This window comes from Natrinema ejinorense, assembly GCF_002494345.1.
In the GTDB taxonomy this organism is placed as follows: Archaea; Halobacteriota; Halobacteria; order Halobacteriales; family Natrialbaceae; genus Natrinema; species Natrinema longum.
Map to the genome: position 1 here is coordinate 3,953,571 of NZ_NXNI01000001.1, position 14,827 is coordinate 3,968,397.

A 14,827-nucleotide genomic window follows, 5' to 3' on the forward strand; every position below is an offset into this window, starting at 1 on the left:
GATGAAAGAGTACCAGACTATCACGGAAATCAGCGGTCCGCTGGTGTTCGCCGAGGTCGACGAGCCGGTCGGTTACGACGAGATCGTCGAGATCGAGACCGAAGACGGGCGAACGCTGCGCGGCCAGGTGCTGGAATCGAGCGAAGGGATCGTCTCGATCCAGGTGTTCGAAGGCACGGGCGGGATCGACCGCAACGCCTCCGTTCGCTTCCTGGGCGAGACGATGAAAATGCCGGTCACCGAGGACCTGCTCGGACGGGTGCTCGACGGCTCCGGGAACCCGATCGACGGCGGTCCGGAGATCGTCCCCGACAAGCGCCAAGACATCGTCGGGAAAGCGATCAACCCCTACTCGCGGGAGTACCCAGAGGAGTTCATCCAGACCGGCGTCTCTGCCATCGACGGCATGAACACGCTGGTTCGGGGGCAGAAGCTCCCGATCTTCTCCGGCTCGGGGCTTCCACACAACGAACTTGCACTCCAGATCGCCCGCCAGGCGACCGTCCCCGAAGAGGACGAGTCCGGCGAGGGCTCGGAGTTCGCAGTCATCTTCGGTGCGATGGGAATCACCGCCGAGGAGGCAAACGAGTTCATGGACGACTTCGAGCGCACCGGCGCGCTCGAGCGCTCGGTCGTCTTCATGAACCTCGCGGACGACCCCGCAGTCGAGCGGCAGGTCACCCCGCGACTCGCGCTCACCACGGCCGAGTACCTGGCCTTCGAGAAGGACTACCACGTCCTCGTCATCCTGACGGACATGACCAACTACTGTGAGGCACTGCGCGAGATCGGTGCCGCACGCGAGGAGGTCCCGGGTCGCCGTGGCTACCCCGGATACATGTACACCGACCTGGCACAGCTCTACGAGCGCGCCGGTCGTATCGAGGGCAAGGATGGGTCGGTCACGCAGATCCCGATCCTGACGATGCCCGGCGACGACGACACGCACCCGATTCCCGACCTGACCGGCTACATTACCGAGGGTCAGATCATGATGGATCGCGACCTCAACAGTCAGGGGATCGAGCCGCCGGTCAACGTCCTGCCCAGCCTCTCGCGGCTGATGGACGACGGGATCGGCGAGGGCCTGACCCGCGAAGACCACGGCGACGTCTCCGACCAGATGTACGCCGCCTACGCGGAGGGTGAGGACCTGCGCGACCTCGTGAACATCGTCGGTCGCGAAGCGCTCTCCGAGCGGGACAACAAGTTCCTCGACTTCGCCGACCGCTTCGAGGAGGAGTTCGTCCAGCAGGGGTACGACACCAACCGCTCGATCGACGACACGCTCGAGGTCGGCTGGGACCTGCTCTCGGACCTCCCCAAAGAGGCGCTCAACCGCATCGACGAGGACCTCATCGACGAGCACTACCGCGAGGACGAGACGGCCGAAGCCGTGCAGGCGGACTGATCGTCGCAGGTCCGCTGCGACGCGACGCTTTTTGCCGTTGGATCGGGACGCTTCCGACTCGAGTAGTCGCTCGTCTCCGAGCGGCTTCGATACTCCTTCGACCGCTATCGGACGGCTAAACCGTCTGAGGACGGCGAACCGTGACTAGTTCCACGACGGAATCCTCGGGCTCGATCCGGCGAAACGCACCTACCCTGTTTGGCGTTTCATTATTGTCGGCTGTTACCTAGACCCACAGACATGGCACCACCAGGTGCTGAGTCGATATGGCTGTGGATCGGTACGCTCGGGATGACCCTCGGGATGGTGTACTTCATCGCCAGCGGCTGGAACCTGCGGGATCCCGAGCAGGAACTGTTCTACGTCATCACGATCTTCATCACCGCCATCGCGGCGGCGTCGTACTTCGCGATGGCGACCGGCTTCGGCCTGACGGAGATCGAGGTGGCGGGAGAGACCCTCGACATCTACTGGGCCAGATACGCCGACTGGCTGTTCACGACGCCGTTGTTGTTACTCGACCTGGCGCTGCTCGCCAGAGCCGATCGGAACACGATATACACCCTCGTCGGGCTGGACGTGTTCATGATCGCCACCGGGCTGGGCGGTGCGTTAGCGACGGCGGCCGTCGTCTTCCGGCTCACGTGGTGGGGTATCAGCACTGCGGCGCTGTTGTTCTTGCTGTACTTCCTGGTGCGATCGCTGGACGAACTCTCCGGAGGCCTTCCGGCGGAAGTCTCCACCCTGGTGAACCGACTCCAGAACCTGCTGATCGTGTTGTGGATCGCGTACCCGGTCGTGTGGCTCGTCGGGACCGAGGGACTCGGTATCCTCCCGCTGTACTGGGAGACCGCGGCGTTCATGATGCTCGACCTCTCCGCGAAGGTCGGATTCGGATTCGTGTTGCTCCGGAGCCACTCGGTGCTCGACGCTGCGACCGACATCTCGCGTGCGCGGGCGACGGCTCCGTAAGTCCCACCAGCGATCCCCGCTCGAGACTCACACGACGTGACCGCCACCGCGACCATCCGACGCCGGCCCGTCGGAACGGGTGGTCCCGAACCAAACATGTCTCCAACCCACCCCGCCACGGACGCCGAATTCCGGGCCACGAACCTCTTTAGCGCTCACGGGCTAGTACCGGACGAGTTGGTGATCCCACGGTGGCAGTAGATCGATTCGCCGGCTTCTCGTCGGCCAGCCGCCGGCGTCTCCGAACGGCTCTCCTGGTCCCCTCGTGGGTCGTCGTCGCCGTGCTCGTCGTCACAGTCGCCGCGGGAGCGACGATCCCACCCGGAGTACAGTACGTCCCGCTCGCGCTGAGCGTCGTCGTCTTCGGGCTGCCACACGGGGCCGTCGATCACCTCGCCGTCGCCCGCGCTCGAGGCACGACCCCGACCCGGCGAGGCGTACTCGCCGTGGGGGCCCTCTACCTCCTGCTGGGCGGTGCCTACGCCGCTCTCTGGTTTTTCGCTCCCGTTTTCGCAGCCGTCGCGTTCATCGCGATGACGTGGTTCCACTGGGGGCAAGGGGACCTCCACGCTGCAGTGACGTTCGCCGGGGGCGACCACCTCGAGACGCGCGTTCAGCGCGTCCTGTTCGTGGTCGTCCGCGGCGGCCTGCCGATGCTGGTCCCGCTGCTCGGCTTTCCGGAGACGTATCGGCGCGTCCTGACGGCGTTCGTCGCGCTGTTCGGCGAGGGGTCGCTGGGCAGTTGGGAACAGCTCTTCGAACCGAGGGTGCGGCTCGTACTCGGGGGCGGATTCCTCGCGCTGACGATCGTGACCCTGACGCTGGGTCGTCTCCGCGCCGGCGCGAACGACCGCGGGTGGCGGATCGATGCTGCCGAGACAGTCCTCCTGTGGATCTACTTCCTGACGGTGCCGCCGTTGCTCGCCGTGGGGACGTACTTCCCGCTGTGGCACGCGATCCGACACGTCGCGCGACTCCTGTTGGTCGACGACGACGCGGCCGACGCGCTCCGGTCCGGTCGGTGGCTCCCCGCACTCGGTCGGTTCGCGCGGGACGCCGCCCCGCTGTCCGCCCTGTCGGTCGTGTTGCTTGCCGGATTCGCCGTCGCCGTCCCGGGCGATCCCCGATCCGACCTCGGCATCGCGGCGTTGTATCTCGTCTTCGTCGCCGTGTTGACTCTCCCCCACATCGTCGTCGTCTCGGCGATGGATCGAGCCGAAGGCGTGTGGCGGCCCGGCAAGCCGGGGCGGTAGCGTCGGGTCGACGGCGGCGGCCACAGGAACTGTCAGGTAATGTAACAAATCGAAACAACCGTATACCTCGTTGATTAATTGTGGTATGTATGCACAAACCATTGCTCGTCCCGGAGTTCTTAGACCGGGCACGAACGCACTACGGCGACGACGAGGCGGTGGTCGCCACCACGGGCGAACGGTTCACGTACGACGAACTCGGCGAGCGAGCCGACCGATTTTCCGCGGCGCTGCAGGAGCGAGGGATCGAGAAGGGCGATCGGGTCGCCGTCCTCGACCCGAACACGCACTATCACCTCGAGGCGGCCTACGGGATCATGCAACTCGGGGCGGTTCACACCCCGCTGAACTACCGGCTCACGCCCGACGACTTCGAGTACATCCTGTCGGACGCGGGCGTCGACGCCATCTACGCCGACTACGACTTCGCCGACAGGATCGAGGAGATCCGCGACGAGGTACCGACGGAGACGTTCGTCACGAACGACGCGGATGCCGTGGACGGCGATTGGGAATCGTTTGACGCGGTACTCGAGGACGCGGGCACCGACTACGAGCGCCCCGAGATGGCCGAGGACGAGATCATCACGATCAACTACACCTCGGGAACGACGGGCGATCCGAAGGGGGTCTGCCGAACGCATCGCTGCGAGACGATCCACGCCTACTTGCTGGTCGGCCATCAGGAGATCGCGGACGACGACGTCTACCTGTGGACGCTGCCGATGTTCCACGCGAACGGCTGGGGCCACATCTTCGCGGTGACGGGAATCGGCGCGAAACACGTCTGCACGCGCGGTATCGACGCCGGGGAGATCTTCGAGACCGTGCGATCCGAGGACGTCTCGTACATGTGCGGTGCGCCGACGGTGTTGAACATGCTGATCGACCACTACGAAGAGCACGAGCCGGAGACGACCGGCGAGCGGGACGTGCGGCTCGCGACCGCGGGCAGTGCGCCGCCGGAGGCGACCATCCGGACCGTCGAGGACGAGTTCGGCTGGTACCTGAAACACGTCTACGGGGCGACCGAGACCGGGCCGCTGATCACGACCTCCGACGCGCGCCGACACTTCGCGGACGACAGCGACGACCGATTCCGGATCAAGAAACGGCAGGGATTGGCCTATCTCGGAACGGAAATCCGCGTCGTCGACGAGGACGGCGCGGACGTTCCCCACGACGACGAAACCCTCGGCGAGGTCGTCGTCCGTGGCAACCAGATCATGGAGAAGTACTGGGAGAAACCCGAGGCGACCGAGGAGGCCTTCACCGACCGACTCGAGGGATACTACCACACCGGCGACCTCGCGACGATCGACGAGAACGGCATGATCGCGATTCAAGACCGGAAGAAGGACATCATCATTTCGGGCGGGGAGAACATCTCGAGTATCGAACTCGAGGACACCCTGTTCGACCACCCCGAGGTGTCGGACGTGGCGGTGATTCCAGCGCCCAGCGACGAGTGGGGTGAGACGCCGAAGGCGTTCGTCGTCCCGGACAGCGGTGATCCGGCCGATCCGGACGTGACGGCACGCGACCTCGAGGCCTTCACGCGGGAGAACCTCGCGGGGTACAAGACCGTCCACCGGGTCGAGTTCGTCGAGGAATTGCCGACGACCGCGACGGGCAAAGTGCAGAAATACGAACTCCGTCAGGAGGAGTGGGAGGACGAAGAACGAATGGTCGGACAGGGGTAAGCCGAACCCGAGAAGCGGACCGCTCTCCTAACAGCTCGATCGAGTCGTTCGAAAGTGTCGCCGAGCGATATGTTCCGCTCCGAGACACTATATAGGATCATATTTCTAACATAGCAACGGCTTAGTGTCTCTTGTCGGCTTGCGTATCTATGTCCGAGTCGACAGGGACGACGCGGCGATCGGTGCTTGCGAGTGGCGTGACTGCGAGTACGCTCTCGGTTGCAGGGTGTCTGGGCGATTTCGTCGGTGGGAGCGGCGGCCAGACCTACACGGTCGGTCACGGCGAGTACGAAACGGAGGTCGACGCCGCGGCGTTCCCCGAGGAGCTACAGATCTACTGCGTCCAGACCGGGTGGTCGAACTGGGGGGCCGTCATGGAAGCCTTCGAAGAGGAGTATGGCATCCCACTCTACGACGCGCAGGGATCGTCGGGCGAGGCCCTCGAGGACATGCGAGCCAACGCGCAGAACCCGACCCACTCGGCGTACAACGGCGGCTACTCCTTTGGCCTCGAGGCGATGAACGACGAGTTGACGACCGAGTACAAGCCGGCGAACTGGGACGTGGTCCCCGACGATCTGAAGACCGACAACGGCCACGTGACCGCGACGCGGCAGATGACGACCGCGGTGACCTACCGGGCGGACGTCTACGAGGAGCGGGGGTTGGACGCCCCCGAAACGTGGGAGGACCTGAAACATCCCGACATCGCGAAGGACCTGGCCTTTACGCCGCCACACACCGCCAACGGACAGGCCTCCGCGCTATCGGTCAACCGGGCCTACGGCGGCGATCTGGACGATCTCGATCCGGTCATCGAGTACCACGAGGCGATCGCCGAGCACGGCGCGGACTTCCGACGCAACGTCGAGGGACCGATGACTGCGGGCGAGATCTCGACGGTCATCGAGTACGACTACACCGGGCTGAACCTCAAGTACAACAACGAGGAGTTCGACGAGGACCAGATCGAGGTCGCGATCCTCGAGGGGCCCGAGGGGGAACCGGGCGCGATGAACGTCCCCTACGGCTACGCCCTGTTGCGAAACGCGCCAAATCCCGAGGCGGCGAAGCTGTTCATGGACTACGTCCTGACCGAGGACTGCCAGAAGCTGTTCTTCGACGCCTACGTCCGTCCGATCCGGGCGAACGAACTCGACCAGCCCGACGAGTTCCCGGACCAGTCGTCCTACGAGGCGGCGGGATTCACGATCGATCAGGAGGAACTCGTCTCGAAGCAAGCCGACATTCAAGAAACGCTCGTCGACCGAACCCCGCTACAGGGAGCCCAGTGAGAGCACGGTATGTCTCTTCGGCAATCGATGTCGGCGTCGGTCCGTCGAGTCGCGACGCTTGCCGTCGCGACTGCCCGCCCGACGACCGAACGCGACCGCGAACGCCGGCGGATCGCGATCATGTGTCTGCCCTTCTTCGTCCTCGCGATAGTTGCGGGGTTCGTCCCGCTCGCGATGCTGGCACGGATCAGCCTCGCCGAGGACACGATCTGGATGACGGGCTGGTCGCTCGAGGCCTGGCGAACCCTCGCGACGACCGCCGAGTACCGGGGGGTCGCCTGGAACACGCTGTGGTTCGTCGGGCTGGCGACGCTGGTCAGCGTCGCACTCGGCGTGGCCGTCACCCACGTCCTCGAGAAGTACGACCTCCCCGCCGAGCGGGCCGTCGTCGCGGCGGTCTCGTTCCCGATCGCGCTGCCGGGGATCATCGTCGCGTATCTGATCGTCGTCCTCCTGGGCCGACAGGGGCTGATGACGAACGCCGTGGCGGTCGCGACGGGGCAGAGCGCGCTCGATCTGGCGAGTGCGACCGCAATCAGCGGACTGTTCCTCGGCTACGTCTACTCGCTGCTGCCGCGAGCGACGATGGTGCTTCGTGGGACCTACGCCGAGGTCAACACGCAGGCCGAGGAAGCGGCCCGCGCACTCGGTGCGAGCCGCTGGGAGACGTTCTATCACGTGACGCTCCCCGAAATTCGACCGGGAATCGTCGCGGCGGCGATCCTCACGTTCCGTTCCGGGCTCGCGATCTTCGGGACCGTCCTGATCCTGCAGAGTCACCGCGTGATCACGCTCCAGATACACGAGGAGACGAGCGTCGGCTCGTACCAGCCCGACGTCGCGGCCGCGATCGGGCTCGTCTACGTCGTCTTCATCGTCGCGTTCACGTTCGTCGGGCTGCGGTTCGTCGAGAACGACACGGTGGGGATCTGAGATGACCGACCCTATCGAGCCGACGACCGCGGCCGACGACTCGAGCGTGGGGACCGGGGCTGACCGACCGGAGACACGCTCCGATGGCGGTACTGTCACCGCCGACGCGTCCGCGGAGTGGTCGCGGTCAGGATCCGCGCTGTCGACCATGCTCGGTCGACCGATCCTCGTCGGCGTCGTCTCGATCGTCGTCGCGTTCCTGACCGTCCCCGTCGTCGTCACGTTCGTCTCCTCGTTCGCTCAGTCGGCGACGGGCGTCGTCCCGCGGGGATTCGTCACCCTCGAGCACTGGCGACAGGTGCTTGGCTTCGGTGACTACGGCGTCCGGACGAACGCGATTCCGGGCCTCGCGTTCAGTCTCGCCATCGCGACCGGTGGGATGCTCTTGAACGTAGTGATCGGGGTCCCCATCGCGTACGCGCTCGCGCGGTACGAGTTTTTCGCACGGGACTGGGTGAACACGGTCGCGATCCTGCCGCTCGTTCCGGGGCTGATCCTCGGCATCGCCTTCGTCCAGACCTACCCCGAGTTCGGCCGTTCGGCGTTCGGGTTGATCGCGGGCTATTGCCTGCTCAAATCGCCGTACATGGTCCTGACAGTACAGAGTTCGTTCCAGTCGATGGACCTCGTCCGCCTCGAGGAGAGCGCCCGGTCGTTGGGCGCATCGTGGCCCCGGACGTTCCTGACGATCGTCGTACCACACGCTAAGCGGGGGATCGTGGCGGGCTCGATTATCACCTGGACGCTCGCGGCCGCGGAGTTCAACTTCACGTACATGGTCGCGAGCGGGAGCCCGGACCCGTTCGCGATCTTCCTCTATCGGAACATCTCGAACGCGACCCATCTGCAGTCCGCGGCGGCCGTCTCGGTGTATTTCCTGATCGTCGTCGCCGCGATCCTCGTCTTGCAGTGGCTTGGCAGTAGTGGATTCACGACCGTACGACAACGATGAGACTGATACACACGCTCACTGGCGGCTCGGAACCGGCATCGATCGATCGCGGACGACACCGCGCTCGAACTGGCTCCACGGACCGGGGTGGTCGTTCGTGAGCCGGATCACCCTCGAGTCGCTGACCAAGGCCTACGGCGACGAGGTCGCCGTCGACGGGATCGACTTGACGATCCGCGACGGGGAGATACTCGGCATCGTCGGTCCGTCGGGCTGCGGGAAGACGACGACGTTGCGAACCATCGCGGGCTTCGAGACGCCGAGCGACGGGCGAGTGCTGTTCGACGGCGTCGACGTCACCCACGTCCCGCCGGAGGAACGCAACGTCGGGCTGGTCTTCCAGTCCTACGCCCTGTTCGACACCATGACCGTCCGCGAGAACGTCGCCTTCGGGCCGAAGATGCAGGGCGTCCCGAAGGCCGAGCGCCGCGAGCGGGCCGACGAACTGCTCGCCATGCTCGACATCGCCGAGCTGGCCGACCGCGACCCGACGACTCTCTCGGGGGGCCAACAACAGCGGGTCGGCCTCGCACGGGCGCTCGCGATCGAACCCCGCGTCCTCCTGCTCGACGAACCGATGACGGGGCTGGACGCGGAACTCAAGACGCGCCTGCGCGAGGAAGTCGGCGACCTGCTGGCCGACCTCGAGGTCACCGCCCTCTACGTCACGCACGATCAGGAGGAGGCCATGGCGATGTGCGACCGGATCGCCGTCCTCGCGGAGGGGACCGTCGAACAGGTGGGGACGCCCGCGGAGATCTACCGCCGTCCCGCGAACACTTTCGTCGCGAACTTCGTCGGGAGTTCGACCCTGCTCGAGGGGACGGCGACGAACGGGCACGTCGATCTCGGGTTCGCGCAACTCCCGGTCACAGCCCGAACGGACGGCGACGTGACGGTCGCGGTCCGCCCCGAGGCGTTCGAGGTCGGGTCGGGACCGATCCACGCCGAAGTCGCCGACGCGACCTATCTCGGCGATCGGACCCACCTCTCGGCGACGCTCCCGGACGAGACGACCGTGACGCTACGCGCCGATGGGATCGACGACTATCGAGCCGGCGACTCCCTGGCGCTCTCGATCGACGAGGATCGGGTTCACGTCCTCGAGTCGGGATAGCGGCGTCGACGCGTAGCGACGGTCGCGGCGAGAACGCCCGGGCTACGTCCGTCGATCGCCCCACCCGTCGCGGTCGTCGGCGGCGGAACGGTCCGTGCCGTCAGTCGAGCGTGCCGTATCGCGGCCGCCGCGCTCCTTCGCGATCCGTTCCGCCTCCGCGCGGTCGACCACCGTCGGGTCCGACGTTTCCCGACTGATCGCCAGCCAGAGGACGAGCGGAACCGCCAGGGACGCGAGGACGACGAGGATACCGAGAGCGGCGGACATGGCGTGGCGTTCACTCGTGGAGCCGTGCACAAAGATTTTGTGAACTGACACGAAACCGTCGACTATGAGAGACGACGATCGCGGCTGTCCGAAGTGCGACCACACGGAGACGGAGATCGACGAGATCGCGACGACCGGGGGCGGGCTCTCGAAGATGTTCGACATCCAAAACCGCCGTTTTCACGTCGTGAGCTGTACGAACTGCGGCTATTCGGAACTCTACAAGGGACAGTCGTCGGGAGACATGATCGACCTGTTTCTCGGGTAGGAACCCGTCCCCGAGCGCGACTCGCGACGCCGATTTCCCCACGTTGAGCGCGAGCAGTGCGCGGAAAACTGTAAACAGTTATCCGACTGGGGCCGCTATCCCCCCACAAGATGGCCAACGACGTCAAGCCCACCCGCAAGAACTTGATGGCGATCGAGGATCGCATCGAGCTCTCCGAGCGGGGCCACGGCACCCTCGAGAAGAAACGCGACGGGCTGATCATGGAGTTCATGGACATCCTGGACAAGGCACAGGACGTCCGTGGCGACCTCGCACAGGACTACGAGGACGCCCAGAAGAAGATCAACATGGCCCGCGCGATGGAAGGTGACGTCGCGGTTCGCGGTGCCGCGGCGGCGCTGCAGGAACACCCCGAGATCACCACCGAGTCCAAGAACATCATGGGCGTCGTCGTCCCACAGATCGAGTCCTCGCGGGTCTCCAAGAGCCTCGATCAGCGCGGCTACGGGATCATGGGCACCTCCGCCCGCATCGACGAGGCCGCCGAAGCCTACGAGGACCTCTTGGAGAGCATCATCCTCGCCGCCGAGGTCGAGACGGCGATGAAAAAGATGCTCCGCGAGATCGAGACCACCAAGCGACGCGTCAACGCCCTCGAGTTCAAGCTCCTGCCGGAGCTCTACGACAACCAGGAGTACATCGAGCAGAAACTCGAGGAACAGGAGCGCGAGGAGACGTTCCGCCTGAAGAAGATCAAGGAGAAGAAAGAGGCCGAAGAGAAGGCAGAGCGAGAGGCCGAGGCGGCCGCCGCCGAAGAAGCGGAAGCAAAACAGGACGAACTCGAAGACGTGCAGCCGGATACGGCCGCGCAGTCGCCCGCGGCGAACCAGTAAGGCGCACCGACCGCCTTCCCGCCCTCGATCCGATATTCACCCGCGTTCTCGATCCCGATGACCTGTCCCGACTGCGGCACGGCTGTCGTTTCGTTTTCAGTTCCGGACGAGTACCGCGCTGACGCGCCGTCGGAGGCCGCTGTCGTTTCGTTCTGTCCGCGCTGTCTGCGCCTCGAGCCAACGCCGGACGCGACGCTCGACGCGGCCGGAAACGGAGCCGTGGATCGCGAGCCCGACTTTTTGCGCGTCAGCGACGCCTTCCCCACTACCCCCGAGCGTGCGATCCCGCTTGCGCTCGCGGTCGGTCTGTGTTCGTCGCTCGCGACGAACCGCGCCGCGATCGAACCCCTGCTCGAGGCGGTCGAACGAGCCGGGACGGATCCGTTGCTCGTCCTCGATCGGCTCAGTGCCGATCCGTCGGTCGAGCCAGCGATCGATCTCGAACGGCGGAGCCACCAGCTCGAACAGCTACTGTATTGATTACTTCCCGGTCGGCCGCACGTTGTTGCTGACGGCCTGTTTCACCTGCAGGGCGGCGCTGGCGGCCAGCCCGCGGGCGACTTCGTCGCGTTCGTCGGCGGTGATGACCTCTTCGGCGGCCGCCTCCTCCAGGTCGGGCGTAAAGCCGGCACTGACGGCGTGGCCGACCGGCGGGCGGACCGCGACGGTGACCTGTGGCCCGGTCATCCCGCTCGAGACGTCTGCGTCGACGACGTACTCGCTGGGAAGGAACTCGCGGGTTCGGGCGGCGATCCGCGAGACGTCGCGGTGGAGCAGTCGTTTCTGCGTACTCGAGAGGTCCGGAACGTCCGCCGCTGCACGCTGCCCAGCACCAGTCTCGCCCGGTAGCCCTGCGTACGGCGTATTTCCGTTCATGAGAAGTGTGTACCCGTAGCAATGTGCCGCCGGTTCAAAAGGGTTCGCCTTCAGTCAATCCGAGAGGATCGGCTCGCTCTCGCCGTAGACCGCGAGTACGACCGCCGTCGTGTGTGCTCCCGACTCGGCCTGTTGGCTCTCGACGGCGACCGCCGAATCGCCAAACTCCCACTCGCGCAGGTCCTGTCCCGCGGCCAGTCCCTCGCGGACCCGGCGTTCGACGGTCTCGTGATCCATCTCGCCCGCGGTTTCGTAGAACAGCCCCGGGCCGTCGTCGACCGACTGGGTCCACGCGAGCGCGGCGCTTACGCGGCCGGGACCGGCGGTGGTGGCTCGAGCCTCGACGACGGTCAGGCGCTCGCCGGCGGGGCCGAGATCGGGCGCGGTGCCGACGGCTTCGACGGGGGTCTCAGCGGGGATCATCGAGGAAACCGAGACGAGGTTGTAGTTCTCGATGCCGGCCTCCGCGAGCGCGGCATCGTAGGAGGCCATCGCCGTGGGAGCCGATGCCGACCCCCAGACGACTCGAATCGTGCTCATATTGGTTTTTAGGGGCGAACAGCGTAAGGCGTTGCGATCTCGTGACCTGTGTATTGTTTGGATCGAATACCAATTTTATTCCGGTATAATATGCAGTAATTCACACCCCTACCCCATCATCTACACCATCTTATGTCCAAATATCAAATGTAATCTGTAATTGTAGGATATTCGTTATGGTTATAGCAGACAAACACAATGATATTTGATGTTTTTGCAGCATATTTGGACGACCATATCATTATTTTAATTTTACTCTATAAGATGAATTTATATGTATGTCCACGGCATTGTTATATGAAGAATGAAAGGCTTCAATCGCAGAACGTTGATCAAACGAAGCGTTGGCACAGTTATTGGAACAACAGTCGTTTCTGGGTCGTCAGTAGCGGCCGAGTCGAACTCAAGCGATGAGAAGGGAGAGGATGAGACAATTCATGGCAACATGAAGGTGACCGATTCCGACCTCTCAAAAGCAGAATTCAGAGAAAAGAGAAGTAACAACTCCGGGTTCTCGGTGCAAGCAACTGCTCCAGATCATGATGTGGATTCCGAAATGATCTGGGTAGACGCCATGACAGGTGAGATTGACTTGTCCAACGCTATCCGGAACGATGGAAAGGTTGAGACGGGACTTCGAGTATACCGAGCTCCTGAGAAGATTAATGATAGTTATATTTATATGGTCCTCATGGATCTTCAGTGGAAGCCAGACTCCGGAGTCGGAGATCATCCATGGCTGAAAGATCAGAGCATGAAATTTGAGACGGACGATTACGACATAATCTTCCGTGACGCCGATCCATTAGGTGAATTGTATAAACGTGAGCGAGGATACGACGTTTCTGTAGGAGCTACGCTTCCGTCCGGGGCTGGCGTCTCCCTTGGGAGTACAGTATACGTGAAAGACGGTATCCAACACTGTAATCGAGATCTAGATCAAGGTGGACATTACGAGATGGTGTTTGATGGAGACGATCATCAGGCGTACGATCCACTTACGTCGGTATCTGTAGTAGATATTCAAGCAGATGAGAAGTTCACTGGATCGTCAGATATTACAAGCAATTTTGACTGGGATGCAGAGGCACATTCCAATATGGACGCAACGAGGAACGACTAAGACTATAACCATTCACGCCAATTTTTATAACTGAGTGAAATGAAACGTAGAGCATACCTAGCGGGAACACTCCCCCTTTTGACGGCCGGATGCACGTCGCTCGCCGAAATGAACGACTCCGGTCCGGCGTTCGTCCAGACAGACGAGTGGCCCACTGATGGATATGACTTGGCACGAACGAGTGTGAGTCCGCAGTCCGACCCAGTTTCGCTCTCGTCGGGTCAGCGCTGGTCGGTCGAGATCGGCAGCGAGATACGGTCCACGCCGATCGTCGTCGATGGACGGGTGTACGTCCACGATAGGGGCGCGGGGAAAACCGCTTGCCTCGATGAACACACCGGAGAAGTGCTGTGGAAGCGATCGACCGGCGGGAGAGACCATCTCGCAGCGCCGGCAGTCGACGGCGGGCGCGTGTACCTGAACGGACGCGGCGAGCGGACGGCACTCGCGCTGGATGCAGAGACGGGCGATACGGAGTGGACGTTCCCGACCACGCACGGGTCCCGTTCGATCGCGTGTGTCGACGGAACCGTCTTCGTCGGCAGCGACGACGAGGGGGCGGCGCTCATCGCACTCGAGGCCGAGACCGGGCGGGAGCAGTGGTCGGTCGACGTCGGGAGCGAACTCTTCGGGCCGCCGGCGATCGTCGACGGAACCGTCTACGCCGGTTCGACGAACAGCCGCGTACTCGCGCTGGATGCCGATGACGGCACGGAACGCTGGCAGTTCGATGCGAGCGGAGGCGTCGTCGCAGCCCCGACCGTTCGCGACGGCACCGTCTACGTCGGCACCCAGAGCGGTATCGTCCACGCACTCGATCGGGAAACCGGGACGGAAGAGTGGAACAGCGGAGCCGGCGAGCTGGGCATGCTGTACCCGTCACCGGCGGTCGACGACGACCTACTGGTCGTCGGAACGTGGAACACGGGCGAGGTTCGAGCGTTCGAGCCGCACTCGGGACGAGAACGGTGGCGGGCGGACGATCTCAAGCAGATCGTGTACGTGACATCTCCGGTCATCGCCGGCGATCGCGTCTACTTCGGGTCCGATGACGGACTGCACGCCATCGATCGCGACACGGGCGAGCACCGCGAGAAGTTGCAGGCGGATGCCGCGGGTGGAATGCAATCGTCACCTGCGGTCGTCAACGACACGGTATACGTCGGCGACAACGAGGGCACCGTCCACGCGGTCTCGAAAACGGAGTAGGCGAACGGCGACAGTCAGAGCAGAATTCGATTCGACGGGAAACTCGGTCCGGCT

16 protein-coding genes are annotated in these 14,827 nt (G+C 63.9%); 13 read left to right on the forward strand and 3 right to left on the reverse strand.

Annotated elements, in window-relative coordinates; genetic code table 11:
* Position 1 precedes the first annotated feature (1 nt).
* The 8 genes from CP557_RS19405 (at position 2) to CP557_RS19440 (ending at position 9,636) form a co-directional block, all read left to right on the forward strand.
* Positions 2-1,411, forward strand: coding sequence for an ATP synthase subunit B (locus CP557_RS19405; RefSeq protein WP_097381430.1), 1,410 nt, complete (start codon positions 2-4; stop codon positions 1,409-1,411).
* A gap of 240 nt (positions 1,412-1,651) precedes the next feature.
* Complete coding sequence (locus CP557_RS19410) at positions 1,652-2,383, forward strand: bacteriorhodopsin (RefSeq protein WP_097381431.1); 732 nt, start codon at positions 1,652-1,654, stop codon at positions 2,381-2,383.
* Positions 2,384-2,574: 191 nt separating this feature from the next.
* Positions 2,575-3,636, forward strand: coding sequence for a Brp/Blh family beta-carotene 15,15'-dioxygenase (locus CP557_RS19415; protein WP_097381432.1), 1,062 nt, complete (start codon positions 2,575-2,577; stop codon positions 3,634-3,636).
* An 89-nt stretch (positions 3,637-3,725) separates the two neighbouring features.
* On the forward strand, positions 3,726-5,339 hold the full coding sequence (locus CP557_RS19420) for a long-chain-fatty-acid--CoA ligase (RefSeq protein ID WP_097381433.1): 1,614 nt from the start codon (positions 3,726-3,728) through the stop codon (positions 5,337-5,339).
* Positions 5,340-5,488: 149 nt separating this feature from the next.
* On the forward strand, positions 5,489-6,634 hold the full coding sequence (locus tag CP557_RS19425) for an extracellular solute-binding protein (RefSeq protein WP_097381434.1): 1,146 nt from the start codon (positions 5,489-5,491) through the stop codon (positions 6,632-6,634).
* 9 nt (positions 6,635-6,643) lie between these two features.
* Positions 6,644-7,567, forward strand: a complete 924-nt coding sequence (locus tag CP557_RS19430; RefSeq protein ID WP_097381435.1) for an ABC transporter permease — start codon at positions 6,644-6,646, stop codon at positions 7,565-7,567.
* A gap of 1 nt (position 7,568) precedes the next feature.
* On the forward strand, positions 7,569-8,519 hold the full coding sequence (locus CP557_RS19435) for an ABC transporter permease (protein ID WP_097381436.1): 951 nt from the start codon (positions 7,569-7,571) through the stop codon (positions 8,517-8,519).
* A 97-nt stretch (positions 8,520-8,616) separates the two neighbouring features.
* A complete protein-coding gene (locus CP557_RS19440) occupies positions 8,617-9,636 on the forward strand; it encodes an ABC transporter ATP-binding protein (RefSeq protein WP_097381726.1) in 1,020 nt (339 codons plus the stop codon).
* A 42-nt stretch (positions 9,637-9,678) separates the two neighbouring features.
* Here the strand turns inward: CP557_RS19440 and CP557_RS19445 are convergent, their stop codons facing one another.
* Positions 9,679-9,903, reverse strand: coding sequence for a hypothetical protein (locus tag CP557_RS19445; RefSeq protein ID WP_097381437.1), 225 nt, complete (start codon positions 9,901-9,903; stop codon positions 9,679-9,681).
* 64 nt (positions 9,904-9,967) lie between these two features.
* Between CP557_RS19445 and CP557_RS19450 the strand changes: the two genes are divergently transcribed.
* The 3 genes from CP557_RS19450 (at position 9,968) to CP557_RS19460 (ending at position 11,505) form a co-directional block, all read left to right on the forward strand.
* Positions 9,968-10,171: a zinc ribbon domain-containing protein gene (locus tag CP557_RS19450; protein WP_097381438.1), complete on the forward strand. Its 204-nt coding sequence runs from the start codon at positions 9,968-9,970 to the stop codon at positions 10,169-10,171.
* Positions 10,172-10,281: 110 nt separating this feature from the next.
* On the forward strand, positions 10,282-11,025 hold the full coding sequence (locus CP557_RS19455; protein ID WP_097381439.1) for a V-type ATP synthase subunit D: 744 nt from the start codon (positions 10,282-10,284) through the stop codon (positions 11,023-11,025).
* A 57-nt stretch (positions 11,026-11,082) separates the two neighbouring features.
* Entirely contained in the window at positions 11,083-11,505 is a 423-nt protein-coding gene (locus CP557_RS19460) for a DUF6276 family protein (protein ID WP_097381440.1), read from the forward strand.
* On the opposite strand, the gene CP557_RS19465 is transcribed toward CP557_RS19460, so the two are convergent.
* Entirely contained in the window at positions 11,506-11,901 is a 396-nt protein-coding gene (locus CP557_RS19465) for a DUF5811 family protein (protein ID WP_097381441.1), read from the reverse strand.
* A 54-nt stretch (positions 11,902-11,955) separates the two neighbouring features.
* Complete coding sequence (locus tag CP557_RS19470) at positions 11,956-12,441, reverse strand: pyruvoyl-dependent arginine decarboxylase (RefSeq protein WP_097381442.1); 486 nt, start codon at positions 12,439-12,441, stop codon at positions 11,956-11,958.
* A 304-nt stretch (positions 12,442-12,745) separates the two neighbouring features.
* On the opposite strand from CP557_RS19470, the gene CP557_RS19475 reads away from it, so the two are divergent.
* Together CP557_RS19475 and CP557_RS19480 are read left to right on the forward strand one after the other, a co-directional pair.
* Positions 12,746-13,564: a hypothetical protein gene (locus tag CP557_RS19475; RefSeq protein WP_143825100.1), complete on the forward strand. Its 819-nt coding sequence runs from the start codon at positions 12,746-12,748 to the stop codon at positions 13,562-13,564.
* 183 nt (positions 13,565-13,747) lie between these two features.
* A complete protein-coding gene (locus CP557_RS19480; RefSeq protein ID WP_169924412.1) occupies positions 13,748-14,773 on the forward strand; it encodes an outer membrane protein assembly factor BamB family protein in 1,026 nt (341 codons plus the stop codon).
* The last annotated feature ends 54 nt before the right edge of the window (positions 14,774-14,827 follow it).